Source organism: Rhodococcus sp. 05-340-2 (genome assembly GCF_002258915.1).
In the GTDB taxonomy this organism is placed as follows: domain Bacteria; phylum Actinomycetota; class Actinomycetes; order Mycobacteriales; family Mycobacteriaceae; genus Rhodococcoides.
In genome coordinates this window covers 111586-127061 of the sequence record NZ_NOYU01000006.1, presented here as the reverse complement: position 1 = coordinate 127061, position 15476 = coordinate 111586, and the positions used below count along the sequence as shown (strand labels likewise).

Genomic DNA, 15476 nt, shown 5'->3' with positions numbered 1-15476 from the left:
GCGCATCCGACTGCACGGACGATGGTCATCCGATAGCAATCCAGTCGACCGGCAACACTCGCGTTGCCCGAGCGCGCGGATCCACCTCGTCCACATAGATCCGGCATGCCGCGTGATAGCGCTGGTCGAAGGCCCGACCTGCCGCCTCCGGGCCACCGAGCGGATCATCCACCGGCTCGTCCGTCGCCATATCGATGACCCGACGCCGAATGGCACCGCTTCCGTTCGGCCCCAAGGGGATCAGCACGTGTGAGACAAACGCGTCGAAGTCGTATGCGTCCCGGTAATAGCCGAGAGCCGACGCCCGCCCCTGTCGATACCGGTGGGCACGTCGGTGATGGAAGCCGTCCATGGTCACATGCACGGACGGACGCCCCTGCGCTGCAACAGCATTCACCAGCCATTGTGCGCACGTGGTTTTCCCCGATGCCGTCACACCGTCGATCGCCACCCGCAGGGGGTGCCCCGGAGCCCGGGAGAGCACGTCCCGCACCATGTCGTCACCGTCGCTCATGGGTCGAGGGTAGGCGATCAGCTTGATCAACCAAATGGTTGACTACGCCGGGCGAGCGGCCTACTCTCGGCATCGACGCACAGCGAGGAACCCCATGGACGATCGAACAGAGCAGCTCAACAGGACGTTCGCGGCCCTGGCCGATCCCACTCGGCGTGACATCGTCGCCCGGCTCGCCGGCGGTGACGCGAACGTCAGCGAACTGGCCGAGCCGTACGAGATGAGCCTGCAAGCTGTCTCCAAACACGTGAAGGTGCTCGAGGAAGCCGGGTTGGTCACGCGCAGCAAGGATGCCCAACGTCGTCCGGTGCATCTCGACGCCGAAGTGTTCGGCCTGATGACGACATGGATCGAGCGTTATCGCCAGGAAGCAGAACAACGTTATCGACGCCTCGACGCCCTGCTGAACACCATCGCAGACGACAAGACCACCGAGACGAAAGAAGTGTCATGACTGCACACGAAACCGAGATCGTCGCGGACGAGAAAGTCCCCACGATCGAGATCATCCGAGAGTTCGATGCGACGCCGGAGCAGGTCTTTCGCGCTCACATCGACCCCGAGCTGTATCGCCGATGGGTGGGGCCGCGATCGTTGACGACCCGAATACTGAAGTGGGAGGGGCATACCGGAGGAGCCTGGGCTTTCGCCAACGACCGGGACGGTGAGGAGATCGCCGCGTTCTTCGGCAGCTTCCACGAGGTGCGTGCCAACGAGCGAATCGTGTGGACCTTCACCTGGGAGGGTGCACCCGACTCGGTCGCGCTCGAAACGCTCACCTTCGAGAGCCGAGGCGATGGCGGTACACGGCTGAGGGTTCTGAGCGTGATGTCGGACTTCGCGAGTCGCGACGGCATGCTGTCGAGCGGCATGGACGTCGGCGTGAAGGAGGGCTACGACAAGCTCGACGAACTCCTCCAGCAGCACACCGGTCCGGCCCAGCAGCACGCACAGGACGCGGCAAGGTTCAGTGCACTCGTTCTGTCCGCGTCACCGGAGGACTGGCCCGGGCCGAGCCCGGTATCGGGTTGGGCTGCACGCGATGTCGTGCAGCATTTGATCGAGTGGTCTCGCGGCTTCCTCGCTGGGGGCGCAGGAATCGCGCTACCCGCGCTCGACGTCGAAGCCGACCCGGCCGCAGCCTGGACGCAGCACGTCGCCGACATCCAAGCGATTCTCGACGACCCCGCCGACCGGGTGCTGAGCAACCCGCACACCGGAGACATGCCGGTGGACGAGGCGATCGACATGTTCTACACCGCCGACGTCTGGATGCACTCCTGGGACCTGGCGAAAGCCCTCGGCCGAGAGCCTGATCTGGGCCAGGAACGCTGCGCCGCAGCGCTCGAGGCCATGCGACCGATGGAGCAGGTGCTTCGGGACAGCGGGCAGTACGGCCCCGCCGTCCCCGTTGCCGACGACGCGTCCCCGCAGGACCAGCTGATGGCCTTCATCGGCCGCGACCCGGCCTGGCAGCCGGGCCGATAGCCTCCGTTCAGAGATACTTCTTCAGCTCCATTTTCGCGATCGACATCTTGTGCACCTCGTCGGGACCGTCTGCGAGCCGCAGCGTGCGTATGTGTGCGTACATCATGGCCAGCGGGAAGTCGTTGGACACTCCGCCTCCGCCGTGGACCTGGATGGCCCGGTCGATGATCTTCAGAGCCATCTCGGGGGCCGCAACCTTGATCGCTGCGATCTCCGTGCGCGCTTCCTTGTTCCCGACGGTGTCCATCAGGTACGCGGCTTTGAACGTGAGCAACCTGGTCTTCTCGATCTCGATGCGCGCCTCGGCGATCCAGTCCTGAATGTTCGAGCGCATCGCCACCGGCTTGCCGAACGTCACGCGCGATACCGCACGGCGACAGAGCAATTCGAGCGCACGTTCTGCCACGCCGATGGTGCGCATCGCGTGGTGGATACGGCCGGGACCCAGGCGAGCCTGGCTGATGGCGAAGCCCTCCCCCGGCCCCTTCAACACGTCCTTGGCCGGAACCCGCACATCCTCGAAGAGCACCTCGGCGTGACCTTCGCGGTCGATGTAGCCGAACACCGGCAGGTTGCGCAGAACGGTGACACCGGGTGCGTCGATGGGCACCACCAGCATCGACTGCTGACGGTGCGTGGCCGCCTCGGGATCGGTCTTGCCCATCACGATGAGCACCTTGCAGTTCTTGTGCATCGCATTGGACGTCCACCACTTGCGCCCGTTGAGGATGAAGTCGTCACCGTCGCGGTCCATCTTCATCGCGATGTTGGTGGCGTCCGAGCTGGCCACATCGGGTTCGGTCATCGCAAAGGCAGAGCGAATGGTGCCGTCCAGCAACGGCTTCAGGTACTTCTCTTTGTGCTCGTCGGTACCGAAGAGCGTGAACACCTCCATGTTGCCGGTGTCCGGTGCGTTGCAGTTGCATGCCTCGGGAGCGAGCAGGCTTCGTCCCATGATCTCGGCCAGCGGTGCGTATTCGAGGTTGGTCAGACCGGGGCCCCACTCGGGATGCGGGTGGAACAGATTCCACAGTCCACGCGAGCGCGCTTCCTTCTTCAAGTCCTCGATGATCGGCGGCTGGAAGTGCGGGTCACCCGACTCGAGCATCTGCTGCTCGTACACTGCCTCGGCCGGATAGATGTGAGAGTCCATGAATTCCAACAGATCCGACTCGTATTTCTTCGCACGGTCGGAGGTCTCGAAAAATGCCACGGTGGGCCCCTATCGGTTGTTGTCGAGCAAGCTGTCCTGGTAGCGACGCATGCCGCGCAACCACCGGTCGTAATCGGCACCCTTGTTGCGGTACATGTCCAGTACGTTCTCGTGCGGCAGGATGAGGAACTGCTCGCGGTCCATCGCGTCGAGCACCACATCGGCGACATCGAGCGGTTCGAGCACGGCACCGGCACTGAGAACCGCGGCAGTTGCCGCCGCTCCCAACGCATCTCCGGATTCGCGTCCCTCGTAGAGCAGTTTGGTGTTGACACCCATCGGGCACAGGCAGCTGACGCGAATTCCGCGGTTGCCGTAGGTGACGTTCATCCACTCGGCGAAACCGACCGCCGCGTGCTTGGTCGTCGCATATGTCGCCGAGCCGATCTGGGTGAGCAGGCCGGCCGCCGAGGCGGTGCTGACGAAGTATCCCTCGCCGCGCTCGAGCCAACCCGGCACCAACAGCTGCGCGGCCCGAATGTGCGCGCGTACGTTGACGTCGAACGACAGGTCCCAGTCCTGCTCGGCGGCGTCGAGTCCGGGTGCGCCGCTGATGCCTGCGTTGGCGAAGTAGAGATCGACGGGGCCGAACGACTCCTCGGCCACCGCGATCAGCCGTTGGATGTCCTCGGTGTTCGACGCGTCCGCCGCAGCGGCGACGGCCGTTCCCGGCCGATCGCGTTCGATGGCGTCGGCCACGGATCGGGCCGTGGTTTCGTCGAGATCGGAGACGACGACGCGTGCGCCGTGCTCGGAGAGTCGAGCGGCGATGGCTCCGCCGATTCCGCCACCACCTCCGGTGACGATGGCAACTCTGCCTTCAACCTTCATGCCCCAGGTATAGTTGAAGTCGGATTCAAGTTCAACCCTGGTTGCATGAACATGCTGCTCAGAGGCGCACTCTAGGCCCGGGGACGCGTCGGATCGGTGATCCATCCCGACCACGAGCCCGGATACAACGCAGCATCGATGCCCGCCAATTCGAGCGCGAGAATCTGATGTGCCGCGGTCACCCCGGAACCGCAGTAGACGGCGACTTTCTTTCCCTCGGGCACAAGTCCACCGAATGTGCCATCGAGTACCCCGGGGTCCAGAAACTTGCCGTCCGTATCGACGTTCTCGGTCGTCGGCCGATTGACCGCGCCGGGGATGTGACCGGCCACTGGATCCACCGGTTCCACTTCCCCGCGGAACCTCTCGGGTGCCCGGGCGTCGAGCAGTACGTTGTCCCGGGCGAAGTCGAGTACGTCGTCGACGTCGAGAACGGACGCAAGGGACGGCCTCGCAGTGAACGATCCGGCCGCGACGATCGACGGTTCGGTACCGATCGGGAATCCGGCCGCGACCCACTGGGCGAGACCGCCGTCGAGGACTCGCACGTCGGCATGGCCGTAGTAGCGCAACAACCACCAGCCGCGCGCGGCCGCGGTCGCCGGCCCTCCGTCGTAGACCACGACCGAGGAGTCGTCACTCACCCCGGCACCGCGCATCGCTGCGACGAACGTCTCGGTGTCGGGCAACGGGTGGCGGCCGCCCGAACCCGGGACCCCGGCAAGCTCCGCGTCGAGGTCCACGAACTGCGCGTTCGGGATGTGGCCGGCCTCGTAACCGGCTCTGTCGCTTCCGGTCTGCAGCACGAATCGAATATCGAGGACGACCGGAGCCCGCCCCATCTCGAAGAGGTCGTGCAGTTCGGCGGCAGAAATCAGCGGCGAGGGGCTCATAAGGCTCCGACGCTAACAGCCCTGCGCCGGGAATAGCTCGGGTTGCATGCCGGTTGTGCGCAGGCGTGACCGAAACTGCATCCACAACACAGCATCTGTCCACCGCCGGGCTCTTCGAGCCGTTCGAGGTCAAGTCGCTGAAGCTCCGCAATCGCTTCGCCATGGCCCCGATGACGCGCGCCTTTTCTCCCGACGGCATCCCCGGCCCGGATGTCGCCGAGTACTACCGCAAGCGCGCGGCCGGCGGCACCGGCCTCATCATCACCGAGGGCGCCTACATTCCCGATCCGGCAGCCGGCCCTCATACCCGCGTCCCGCGGATCTACGGTGATGCCAGCCTCGAGGGCTGGAAGGGTGTCGTCGACGCCGTCCACGCCGAGGGCGGCGCGATCATCCCGCAGCTGTGGCACCTCGGTGTCGAGCGCGGCACCGAGCCTCGCCTCTTCCCGGACGTCACCACCGTGAGCCCGTCGGGCATTGCACTCGACGGTTCTTCGGTGGGTCGGGCATTCACCGACGCCGACCTCGACGAACTCACCTCGCAGTGGGTGCAGGCCGCGGTCAACGCGAAGAACACCGGCTTCGACGGCCTCGAACTGCATGGCGCACACGGGTATCTGCTCGACGAATTCCTCTGGGCCACAACCAATGTGCGCGACGACGAGTTCGGTGGTTCTCTCGAAGCTCGGACTCGCTTCCCCGCGCAGGTCGTTGCGGCGATCCGCGCCGCGGTGGGTGAGGACTTCGCCATCGTGTACCGCTTCTCGCAGTGGAAGAGCAATCACTTCGACGCCCGGATCGCCCAGAATCCGGAGGAACTCGGACGTGTCCTGACTCCTCTCGTCGACGCCGGAGTGGACATTCTGCACGCCTCGACCCGCCGCCACTGGGATCCGGCGTTCCCTGAGCTGGACGGCAACGACGGAAAGCTGGGCTTGGCCGGGTGGACCCGCAAGCTCACCGGCGTGCCGACGATCACTGTCGGATCGGTTGGCCTCGACTCGGTGTTCACCTCGGCATGGTCGGAGGACGCCGCATCCGGTGTCACCGGACTCGATGCACTGGTCGGCCAGTTCGAGGACAACGAGTTCGATCTGGTTGCCGTCGGACGTGCACTGCTGTCCGACCCCGATTGGGTGAACAAGGTTGGAGACGGACGCGTCGATGAGCGCATCGAATTCACCCGCGACCACATTCAGCACCTGAGCTGACGGAGCGGGCACAGAGACCCTCGGCAGCATCGCCTAGAACGGCGGTGCTGCCGTGTCGTTTGTCTCGGGCTGTCGGTTGTCGGGTGGGTCGGGGTAGGCGATGATGCCGGATCGTGTCGGTCGGGTGGGGATGTGTGGTGTGAGGTCGTTGCCGAGGATGAGTACGGCTGTGCCGTTGGTGGGCAGGGTGATTCGGGTGGTCTTGGATGTCGATCTCCAGAGGATGGCTCCGCCGGGGAGCATGGTGGTGGTCCAGTAGCCGGCGGTTTTGACGCTGTGGTGGTATTCGCAGAGGCATTGGAGGTTGTTGACGGTGGTCCATCCTCCGCCGAGTGGGTTGGTGTGGTCGAACGGGTTGATGTGGTCGAGTTGGCAACGTGCAGCGGGTCGGTGGCAGCCGGGGAATCGGCAGTGTTTGTCGCGTAATCGGACGGCTGCGGTGGTGAGGGTGTCGGGTCGGTAGATCAGTGCTCGGACGGTCAGCGGGTCGCGAGGTACTGATTTTCCGAGGGTGGGATCGGCGGCGATAGCAGCTTCGAGTGCAGCGGCGAGGGAGGCGTTGCCGAGGTAGATGCCTGAGGGCGTGCGGTGTGCTGGAGTGTGGCCTGCAATGGGGATCGTTCGGTTTTTTCGCCGAATCGCGGAGGGCAGATCGAGGGCAGTGACGTCGAAGGCAGAGCTGTGCCGTGTGCCCCTCCCGACGGGTGTGTGGGTGCAGAACAGGGCGGCGGCGGAGGTCAGCGATTGGGTCCGCCGTGGTCTGTCTTCGTTTCGGCTGAGGTCGGGTGGAGCTGGATGGGCAGAGGTGTCCGCGGCCTGACCCTCCAGCGGAGCCGGTGAGGTTGCAGTCTCCGGTTCCGACGCCAGAGCTGTTCCTCGCGCGAGGTCTGTCGCCGGTGCCGTCGCGCTGGTCGGCGAGGGCGCGGGGTCGGGTGCGGGTGCGGGTGCGGGTGCCGTGGATGATTCGGCATCGGTATCGGCATCGGTGTCGGCATCGGTGTCGGCATCAGTGTCGGCATCAGTGTCGGCATCAGTGTCAGTGGATGTGCCAGTGGTCGTGCATGATTCGGATTCAGTCGCCCGTACCGAGTCGCTACCGGTGCAGCTGCGAGTCTCGGGAGCGTTTGTTGCCGAAGCAGCGTTCGTGTCCGTGTCGTTCACCGGATCCGACGCTGAGTCCGACTCCTGCTGCTGGTCTGTCGGTGTTCGTTCCCATTCCCCGGTCTCCGGGTTCTGGACTGCCAGTCCGAGTTTCTCCGCAAGAGTCACCGCCTCGGTGAGCAGGATCTGCCAATGGCTGTTGCGTGCCAGCTCCTGCGCGAGGTCGGGATCGATGGAACCATGTCCGGCCAGGTAGGCGGGGTTGGCGAGCAGTCCGATGAGGGTGGCGATGTCGACGGTGATCATCGTCAACGGCACCCGCCGATCCGGCAACACGGTGTCGTTCTTCGGGCAGTCGGGGCGGTGGCACAGGCATGCCAGTCGGGGTTCGCCGTGCATGCGGGCCATGAACGCATCACACAGGCGTTCTTTCTTCCCGCGCGGATCTTTCGGGCAGAGGGTGTCGGCCATTTCTTCGAGGAGTTGCCATGCGGCGGCGGCTTCGGGTGCGGTCAACTCGGCTCGGATGCGGGCGAGTTCGCCGGCGGGACTGTAGGTGACGGTGCGGAACTTCTTCGCGAACTCCCGCAGCGCTGCTGCTTCCTCGGGTGCGACGCGCAGCAGGATGTCCCAGATCGCCTGCTCGAGCGGGCCCGGGGACGACCTCCGCGCCGCCTCGACCACCTCTTTCTCTACCGACGTGACGATGGCGTCGGAGAGGTTGTCGAGGATCCGGCATGCGGTCCGCACGCGAGGGAGGTCGATCTCCCCGGTCTCGAACGCTGCTCGTAGCAGTGGGAGTCGGGTGTGCAGGGCTACGCCGACGGATACATACGATTCGGCGACGGTCGCCGAGCAGCCCAACGCGACAGCCATTTCGGTGCGTCCGTATCGGCTGTAGTGCTTGTGTTCGGTGTCGCGGGTGATCCAGTCGCAGTGCACGCGATAGCAGGCGGCGATCTTGCGGGCCGCGTGCCGATTCTCCTCACGCGCGGCAGCGGTCAACGCCTCCAGTGACACAGTCGGTATTGCACCCATTTTTCACCCCCCGGTGAGCCGAAACAAGAACGTGCGTTCGAACTGAAAGAAGACTAACCCGGGCCACCGACAAGAACGCTGGAGCCGGAATTGGGGCGGCTGACCTGCCGCTTTCCGCCGAATCGTTCTACACTCCACTCCATGAGCGAGCCCGATTCGACGTCGTCAGAACTGGTGGAGTTGCGCGAGCGTGCGGCCCGCGGTGATCAGGATGCCATCGACGAGTTGGTCGAACTCGCGGGCTCTCGAAACGACCTCGACGAACTCCGCTCCCTCGCCGAGGCAGGCAGCAGCAATGCCGTCGACATCCTCGTCGAGCTCGCCGGTGAACGTGGCGACCGCAACGAGTTGCAGAGGTTGGCCGCCGCAGGCAACCAAGACGCCGCGGACATTCTGGAGGAACTCGACGGCTAAGCGGGCCGCTCCCCCAGTTGCACGGTGAGTCGGTGTGCCGCGTCGAGCAGCAGCTTGCCCAACTCCCGGCGCCGATCATCACGGAATCGTGTCTCGACACCCGTCAGGCTCAGTGCCCATGCCGGACCTCCGGCACGGTCGAACACGGCGGCGCCGAGGCCCCAGCTGCCTTCCACCAGCAACGCCGGATTGACGGCGAATCCAGTGGTGCGGGTGTGCGCTATGCGGCGTCGAATCTCGCTGTCGGAGTGGTCTTCTCCCCACTCGGGCACCAGGTCCACTCCACCGAGATACTCGAAGACTTCCCGGTCGGGAAGGTGCGCAAGAATGGCCAGGCCTGCGGACGCCACCCCGAGCGGCAGCCGAATGCCCTCGTACAACACGTGTGAGCGCAAGGGAAAGCTCCCTTCCACCCGAAGCAGGCACACGGTCTCCGCCCCACGCCGCGCCGACAGAAACGCACTCTCTCCGCTCTCGGTGGCCAACGCCTGCACTATCTTTCGAGCCTGGTCGGTGATGTCGTACCGCAATGCCGCCATCGATCCGAGCAGATAGATCTCCGGGCCCAATGACCAGTGGCCGGTGGCGGCGTCGCGGTCGACGAATCCTTGGTCGGCCAGAGACGCCAGTAGGCGATGTGCGGTCGGCCGCGCGATTCCGGTTGCCCGAGCGAGCGCGGTGGTCGAGGCGCCCGACGGCTCCTCGGTTCCCGCTGCGCGCAGCAACGAGCAGATCTTGCCGATCACACTTGCGTTGGCATCCGGTGACGTCACCCGGCCATCGTACGTCCACTCAGCGGACGCCATATCTCCATCCGTTCACCGAACGAGCAAAATCCATCATTCACTTCATCCAGATACACAGCTCAGGTTCACTGAGTGCAACGTTTGCTCAACGAACACATCAGGAGCTGCAAGTGACTGGAAAGACCTATGCGTCCGCCGCCGAGGCGGTCGCGGACATCGGCCGAGGAGCGACCCTCGCGGTCGGTGGCTTCGGATTGTGCGGCATCCCCGACGCCCTCATCGAAGCCATCGCGAACACCGATGCCGACGAGCTCGAAGTGTTCTCCAACAACTGCGGCGTCGACGGCTACGGACTCGGAATCCTGTTGGCCGCCGGACGAATCCGCCGCGTCACCGCCTCGTATGTAGGCGAGAACAAGGAATTCGCCCGGCAGTATCTCGCCGGCGAACTCGAAGTCGAACTCACCCCCCAAGGCACACTCGCCGAACGACTCCGCGCCGGCGGCAACGGCGTCCCCGCATTCTTCACTCCGGCAGGAGTCGGCAGCCCCATCGCCGACGGCGGAATGCCGTGGCGCTACGACGCCGACGGCTCCGTGTCCATCGCATCGCCGCCCAAGGCGACGCGAGTGTTCGGAGACAAGCGGTACGTCCTCGAAGAGTCGATCAATGCCGACTTCGCGCTGGTGCACGCCGAAACAGGTGACACGGCAGGCAATCTCGTGTTCGACAAGACCGCGATGAACTTCAACCCCCTCGCCGCGATGGCAGGCAAGATCACCATCGCGCAGGTCGAGAACCTCGTGGAGCCGGGCGAGATCGACCCGGCCCACGTACATCTTCCCGGCGTGTTCGTCCAACGCGTCGTGCACACCGGGCCACAGGACAGGCGCATCGAAAAGCGCACCGTCAGTTCAGGAGTTCGAGCATGAGCACAGGATGGACGCGCGATCAGATGGCCGAACGCGCCGCAGCAGAGATGGTCGACGGGGAGTACGTCAATCTCGGCATCGGACTGCCGACCTTGATCCCGGGGTACCTCACCGACGCGGTCAAGGTCACGCTGCACTCGGAGAACGGCATCCTCGGCACGGGGCCGTACCCCACGGAGGACAAGGTCGACGCCAACCTCATCAATGCCGGCAAGGAGACCGTCACCGTCAATCCCGGTGCAGCGTACTTCGATTCGTCGTTGAGCTTCGGGATGATTCGAGGCGGACACATCGACACCGCGGTACTCGGCGGCATGCAGGTCTCCAGGACCGGTGACCTCGCAAACTGGATGGTGCCCGGCAAGATGGTCAAGGGCATGGGCGGCGCGATGGACCTCGTGCACGGTGCCCGGCGCGTCATCGTCGTCATGGAACACACCGACCGCGACGGGAACCCGAAGATCCTCGACGCCTGCACCTTGCCGTTGACCGGCCAAGGCGTCGTGAATCGCATCATCACGAACCTCGCCGTCATCGACGTCGTCGGCGACGGAACCCTCGCACTCGCCGAGCTCGCACCCGGTGTCACCTCCGAAGAGGTCGCCGCCGCAACGGGATCCGCGCTCACGATCCCGTGACACCGAGCCCGTGAAACAGAACCCGTGAAACAGAACCCGTAAAACAACTGTGGGCTCGAACGTGCGAAACGTTCGAGCCCACAGTTCGACGTACTAGTCCGGAATCATGTCGAAGGTGTCCGGGTTCGGGCCGTTGCGGCCCTGCTCGCCCTTGTCCAGGGCGGTGATGGCGTCGACATCGGCAGAGCTGAGCTCGAAGTCGAAGATCTCGAAGTTGGCCTTCACCCGCTCCGGCGTCACCGACTTCGGGAAGATGATGTTGCCGCGCTGAATGTGCCAGCGGAGCACAACCTGCGCGACGGATTTGCCTGTCGCGTCGGCGATTCGCTGCAGTTCGGGGTCGTCGAGAACGTTGCCCTGCGCGATCGGCGACCACGCCTCGGTGGGAATCGCGTGCTCACGGCCGTACGCCCACACGTCGCTGTTCACGAAGTACGGGTGCACCTCGATCTGGTTCACGGCTGGCACCGTTTCGGTCTGTTCTGCCAGCCGGTCGAGGTGGGCCGGCTGGAAGTTGGAGACACCGATGTTGCGGGCGCGACCGTCGGCTGCGAACTCCTCCAACGTTTTCCACGTGGAGACGAAGTCGCCGTCGTAGCGGGTCGGGAGCGGCCAGTGGATGAGAAAGAGGTCCACGTAGTCGGTTCCGAGATCGCTGAGCGTCGCGTCGAACGCCTTCCGCGCATCGTCGGGCTTGTGGAAACCGTTGTTGAGCTTGCTGGTGACGAAGACCGATTCACGGTCGATGCCGGAGTTGCGGATACCTTCGCCGACCTGCTTCTCGTTTCCGTACATCTCGGCAGTGTCGATGTGGCGGTAGCCGATTTCGAGGGCCGTTTCGACGGCCTGGGCCGTCTTCTCGGGGTCGATCTGGAACACGCCGAAGCCGAGCTGCGGGATCTGCTTGCCGTTTCTGAGCGTGACGTTGGGTACCTGAGTCATATCGCTCGGGTGCCCGCCCTCCCGCCGCTTCAAACCGGATGAAATGATGCCAACGTGATAGTGCAGCGCATCCGGCGCGTCGTCGATGGGGTTGCCGAGAATCTCGGCCGGTCCACCGCAGCTCTGACAGCCCCGACTCGGCACTTCGACCCGGCGCACCCGTGGTTCCTCACTGCGGTCGAGCGCGGCAACGACGACACCCGAATCGCAGCCTGGACCGAGGGCAACCGCGTCGAGAATCTGGTGCACGGCAAGACGTACTTCGCGGCGCTGGCGCAGGCACTCGAGCGGACCGAACGCGACGATCTGGTGCTCTTCACCGACTGGCGCGGCGACCCGGAACAGCTGCTCACCGACGACGGCGTGACCGTCGAGGATGCGCTCACGGCCGTGGCCCACCGCGGTGGCCTCGTGAAGGGCATGGTGTGGCGCTCGCACATGGAGACACTCGGCTTCACCGGTCCGAAGAATCGCAAGCTCGCTCTGCGGCTCGAGGAGGCCGGCGGCGAAGTCATTCTCGATCAGCGCGTACTGACCCTCGGAAGCCACCACCAGAAGTTCGTCGTCATCCGCTATCGACGGCCCGAGGTGGCCGACGTCGCGTTCGTCGGTGGCATCGATCTGGCCCGTGCCCGACGCGACGACGCCGATCATTTCGGCGATCCGGTCTCGCGTCCCTTCCCTCCCGAGTACGGCGATATCCCTGCCTGGCACGACGTGCAAGTCCAGCTGGAGGGCCCCGCAGTGCGGGACGTCGAGGATGTCTTTCGCGAGCGCTGGGAGGATCCCGCAGCCCTGTCCCGCCTCCCCTGGCACGCCGTACCCGACATGCTGCGCGGTGTGACCAGGGAACCGTCGGAGCTACCGACTGCGGCTGCGCCCCCGGATCCGCGGGGCACGTGCTCGGTTCAGCTGCTGCGCACCTACCCGCGTCGGCGTCCCGCCTACCCGTTCGCCACCAAGGGAGAGCGCAGCGCGGCACGTGCGTACGCCAAGGCTCTGCACCGAGCAACCGAGTTGATCTACATCGAGGATCAGTACCTGTGGTCGGTCGACGTCGCGCGGGTGTTCGCTGCGGCACTGCGTCGCAAGCCGAACCTGCGGTTGGTGGTGGTGGTTCCCAAGCACCTCGACGACGACAGCAATCTCACCATTCCGTCTGCGCTGCTGGGACACTCGGCCGCACTGGGCGTCATCCGCGCTGCCGGCGGTGATCGAGTACTGGTTCTGGATATCGAAAATGACCGCGGCATACCGGTGTACGTGCACTCGAAGGTGTGCGTCATCGACGACATCTGGGCAGCGGTGGGTTCGGACAACTTCAATCGCCGCTCCTGGACCCATGATTCGGAGTTGACGGCCGCCATCATCGACGAAGAACGGGACACTCGCGAACCTCTGGACCCGGCAGGCCTGGGCGACGGTGCTCGAATTCACGCCCGCAACCTACGTCTGGAACTGATTCGCGAGCACCTCGGCCGCGCCGACGGTGACGACGCCGATCTGGTGGACCCCCAAGGATTCTTCGATGTGGTCTCGGCCAGTGCGACCGCGCTCGACAACTGGCACCGCAACCCGTCCTCGGGCCCGCGCCCTGCCGGCAGACTTCGCCGACACGAGATCTCCGTGCCACCCGTGTGGCAGCAACGACTCGCTGCCTTCGCGTACCGCCTGTTCGTCGATCCCGACGGCCGCCCGATCGGAATGCGCCTGCGTCGTCGTTTCTGACGTGCTCGTCGTTTCGGACCTGACATTTCGGGCATGCACAGTCGGTGCCCTCCTCCTCTCGTGACCTCAGTGCTCTCGTCTTCGCCCCCTCCCCGCTGTTGACGGTGACCCTCGACAAAGCTCCCAACGGCAACACAGAACTGCACGTGCACGCCGGCGGCCAGGGCCACTGGATCGCTCGGATGGCCACGGTGCTCGGCCTGGACGTCACGCTGACGGGAGTGTTCGGCGGCGAGATCGGGGGCATTCTGCGCGACATCGTCGAGCGGGAGGGCATCTCCGTCGTCTCCGTCGACATCGGCCAGGAGAGCGGCTCGTACGTTCACGATCGCCGCAGCGGTGAGCGTGAAATCCTGGCCACGGTAGACCCACCACCGCTGGCCAGGCACGCCCTCGACGACCTGTTCAGCGCGGCCCTCGCCGCCGGTGCCCGCAGCGACGTCTCCATCCTCGGCGGACCGCACGAAGACGACATCGTTCCGCCCGAGGTGTACGAGAGGCTGTGCGCGGACCTGACCGCCCTGGGCAAGACGGTGGTGGCCGACCTGTCCGGACCGACCATGATCGCTGCGCTCGCCGGCGGCCTCACGGTGCTCAAGGTCAGCCACGAGGACCTCATCGCCGACGGCCGGGCCGAGTCCGAGGACCCGGCGCACCTCATCGACTCGATGCGGCAGATGCACGACGACGGCGCGGAGATCGTCGTGATCTCGCGGGCAGGAGATCCGGCCCTGGCGCTGGTGGACGGCGACGTGCTCGAAATAGTCACGCCGGGACTGCGCATGGTCGATCACCACGGAGCGGGCGATTCGATGAGTGCAGGCATCGCCGCAGGGCTGGCTCAGGGACTGTCGGTCCCGGAGGCGTTGCGACTCGGCGGCGGAGCGGGCACTGCCAACGTCACGCGGCGCGGCCTGGGTAGCGGGCGACGCGACCTGGTTCTCGGCCTCACCGAGTCGGTGGAGGTTCGTCCGTACAAGAAGGCAGGCAAGAAATGAGAGCCCTGATCACCAACGACGACGGCGTGCACAGCGAGGGCATCGCCCTGCTCGCGCGGGTGGCCGTGGAGGCCGGTCTGGACGTCGTCGTGGCCGCGCCGCACGAGGAGCGCAGCGGGGCCAGCGCGTCGTTGACCGGCATGGGCGTCGACGATCATCTCGGTATCGGATCCGTCGCCATCGCCGGCCTTCCCGATGTACCGGCCTACGCGGTGCAGGCATCACCCGCTCTCATCGCGTTCGTGGCCACCCGCGGGGCGTTCGGCGACCCTCCGGATCTGGTGCTCTCCGGGATCAACCACGGACCGAACACCGGTGCCGCCGTACTGCATTCGGGCACCGTCGGTGCCGCATTGACGGCGCTGACGCATCGGGTTCCGGCGATGGCACTGTCGTCGATCGCCACGGAGCCTGCCCATTGGGCGACGGCCGAGCACGTGGCCCGGATCGCGGTGACATGGATGATGTCCCACGGCCCGTCCGACGCGGTCGTCAACGTCAACATTCCGGACGTTCCACTCGCGGAGTTGGCGGGGATAGTGCCGGCATCACTGGCCCGCTACGGTGCGGTGCAGGCCGAAATAGGTGATCGCGGAGAGGATTTCGTCACCGTTCGCTTCGACGAGATCCGAGCCGAGGACGACGATTCCGACGCGTCGCTGTTGGCCCGCAGCTGGGCGACGTTGACGGCGATCCGCCCGCCGAGCGAGGTGGAAGGAATCGACCTGTCGGCGATGCGCGGCTGACCTGTGTCGTCCGAGCTCACCGAGATGTGTCGGTGGTGTCGTG

The 15476-nt window shown here is 65.4% G+C and carries 16 protein-coding genes; 9 read left to right on the top strand and 7 right to left on the bottom strand.

Features of this window, described 5'->3' with window-relative positions:
- Nucleotides 1–25: 25 nt before the first annotated feature.
- On the bottom strand, nucleotides 26–514 hold the full coding sequence (locus CH271_RS02030) for a hypothetical protein (RefSeq protein WP_094632424.1): 489 nt from the start codon (nucleotides 512–514) through the stop codon (nucleotides 26–28).
- A 94-nt stretch (nucleotides 515–608) separates the two neighbouring features.
- Here CH271_RS02030 and CH271_RS02025 point away from each other — a divergent pair, with 94 nt between their 5' ends.
- The gene (locus CH271_RS02025; protein ID WP_094632422.1) at nucleotides 609–968 is read left to right on the top strand and encodes an ArsR/SmtB family transcription factor; all 360 of its coding nucleotides are present in this window, start codon (nucleotides 609–611) and stop codon (nucleotides 966–968) included.
- A complete protein-coding gene (locus CH271_RS29470) occupies nucleotides 965–2002 on the top strand; it encodes an SRPBCC domain-containing protein (RefSeq protein ID WP_094632420.1) in 1038 nt (345 codons plus the stop codon). Before CH271_RS02025 ends, CH271_RS29470 begins: the two co-directional genes overlap by 4 nt.
- Nucleotides 2003–2009: 7 nt before the next feature.
- Here the strand turns inward: CH271_RS29470 and CH271_RS02015 are convergent, their stop codons facing one another.
- From CH271_RS02015 to CH271_RS02005, 3 genes are all read right to left on the bottom strand, one after another.
- The gene (locus tag CH271_RS02015; protein ID WP_371828273.1) at nucleotides 2010–3155 is read right to left on the bottom strand and encodes an acyl-CoA dehydrogenase family protein; all 1146 of its coding nucleotides are present in this window, start codon (nucleotides 3153–3155) and stop codon (nucleotides 2010–2012) included.
- A 69-nt stretch (nucleotides 3156–3224) separates the two neighbouring features.
- On the bottom strand, nucleotides 3225–4046 hold the full coding sequence (locus CH271_RS02010) for an SDR family oxidoreductase (protein ID WP_037194941.1): 822 nt from the start codon (nucleotides 4044–4046) through the stop codon (nucleotides 3225–3227).
- A 71-nt stretch (nucleotides 4047–4117) separates the two neighbouring features.
- Nucleotides 4118–4939: a sulfurtransferase gene (locus tag CH271_RS02005; protein ID WP_094632418.1), complete on the bottom strand. Its 822-nt coding sequence runs from the start codon at nucleotides 4937–4939 to the stop codon at nucleotides 4118–4120.
- Between the two features lie 65 nt (nucleotides 4940–5004).
- Between CH271_RS02005 and CH271_RS02000 the strand changes: the two genes are divergently transcribed.
- Nucleotides 5005–6150 (top strand): NADH:flavin oxidoreductase, encoded by a 1146-nt coding sequence (locus CH271_RS02000; protein WP_179274849.1) that lies wholly within the window; start codon nucleotides 5005–5007, stop codon nucleotides 6148–6150.
- A 33-nt stretch (nucleotides 6151–6183) separates the two neighbouring features.
- Here the strand turns inward: CH271_RS02000 and CH271_RS01995 are convergent, their stop codons facing one another.
- Nucleotides 6184–8289 carry an HNH endonuclease signature motif containing protein gene (locus CH271_RS01995; RefSeq protein WP_094632416.1) on the bottom strand — a complete coding sequence of 702 codons (2106 nt, stop codon included), beginning with the start codon at nucleotides 8287–8289 and terminating at the stop codon, nucleotides 6184–6186.
- A 141-nt stretch (nucleotides 8290–8430) separates the two neighbouring features.
- Between CH271_RS01995 and CH271_RS01990 the strand changes: the two genes are divergently transcribed.
- On the top strand, nucleotides 8431–8703 hold the full coding sequence (locus CH271_RS01990; protein WP_094632414.1) for a hypothetical protein: 273 nt from the start codon (nucleotides 8431–8433) through the stop codon (nucleotides 8701–8703).
- Here CH271_RS01990 and CH271_RS01985 read toward each other — a convergent pair.
- On the bottom strand, nucleotides 8700–9509 hold the full coding sequence (locus tag CH271_RS01985) for an IclR family transcriptional regulator (RefSeq protein WP_094632412.1): 810 nt from the start codon (nucleotides 9507–9509) through the stop codon (nucleotides 8700–8702). The two genes, CH271_RS01990 and CH271_RS01985, sit on opposite strands and share 4 nt — an antisense overlap.
- A gap of 110 nt (nucleotides 9510–9619) precedes the next feature.
- Between CH271_RS01985 and CH271_RS01980 the strand changes: the two genes are divergently transcribed.
- Together CH271_RS01980 and CH271_RS01975 are read left to right on the top strand one after the other, a co-directional pair.
- Nucleotides 9620–10381 (top strand): CoA transferase subunit A, encoded by a 762-nt coding sequence (locus CH271_RS01980; protein WP_094632410.1) that lies wholly within the window; start codon nucleotides 9620–9622, stop codon nucleotides 10379–10381.
- Nucleotides 10378–11019 (top strand): 3-oxoacid CoA-transferase subunit B, encoded by a 642-nt coding sequence (locus CH271_RS01975; RefSeq protein WP_094632408.1) that lies wholly within the window; start codon nucleotides 10378–10380, stop codon nucleotides 11017–11019. Before CH271_RS01980 ends, CH271_RS01975 begins: the two co-directional genes overlap by 4 nt.
- 93 nt (nucleotides 11020–11112) lie before the next feature.
- On the opposite strand, the gene CH271_RS01970 is transcribed toward CH271_RS01975, so the two are convergent.
- Nucleotides 11113–11961, bottom strand: coding sequence for an aldo/keto reductase (locus CH271_RS01970; RefSeq protein WP_094632406.1), 849 nt, complete (start codon nucleotides 11959–11961; stop codon nucleotides 11113–11115).
- 54 nt (nucleotides 11962–12015) lie between these two features.
- On the opposite strand from CH271_RS01970, the gene CH271_RS01965 reads away from it, so the two are divergent.
- From CH271_RS01965 to surE, 3 genes are read left to right on the top strand one after another with little or no spacing between them, the layout of a single operon-like run.
- Complete coding sequence (locus tag CH271_RS01965; protein WP_094632404.1) at nucleotides 12016–13689, top strand: phospholipase D family protein; 1674 nt, start codon at nucleotides 12016–12018, stop codon at nucleotides 13687–13689.
- A 44-nt stretch (nucleotides 13690–13733) separates the two neighbouring features.
- Entirely contained in the window at nucleotides 13734–14687 is a 954-nt protein-coding gene (locus CH271_RS01960) for a 1-phosphofructokinase family hexose kinase (RefSeq protein ID WP_037188034.1), read from the top strand.
- A complete protein-coding gene (gene surE, locus CH271_RS01955) occupies nucleotides 14684–15433 on the top strand; it encodes a 5'/3'-nucleotidase SurE (protein WP_094632402.1) in 750 nt (249 codons plus the stop codon). The genes CH271_RS01960 and surE overlap by 4 nt, the downstream gene beginning before the upstream one ends.
- The last annotated feature ends 43 nt before the right edge of the window (nucleotides 15434–15476 follow it).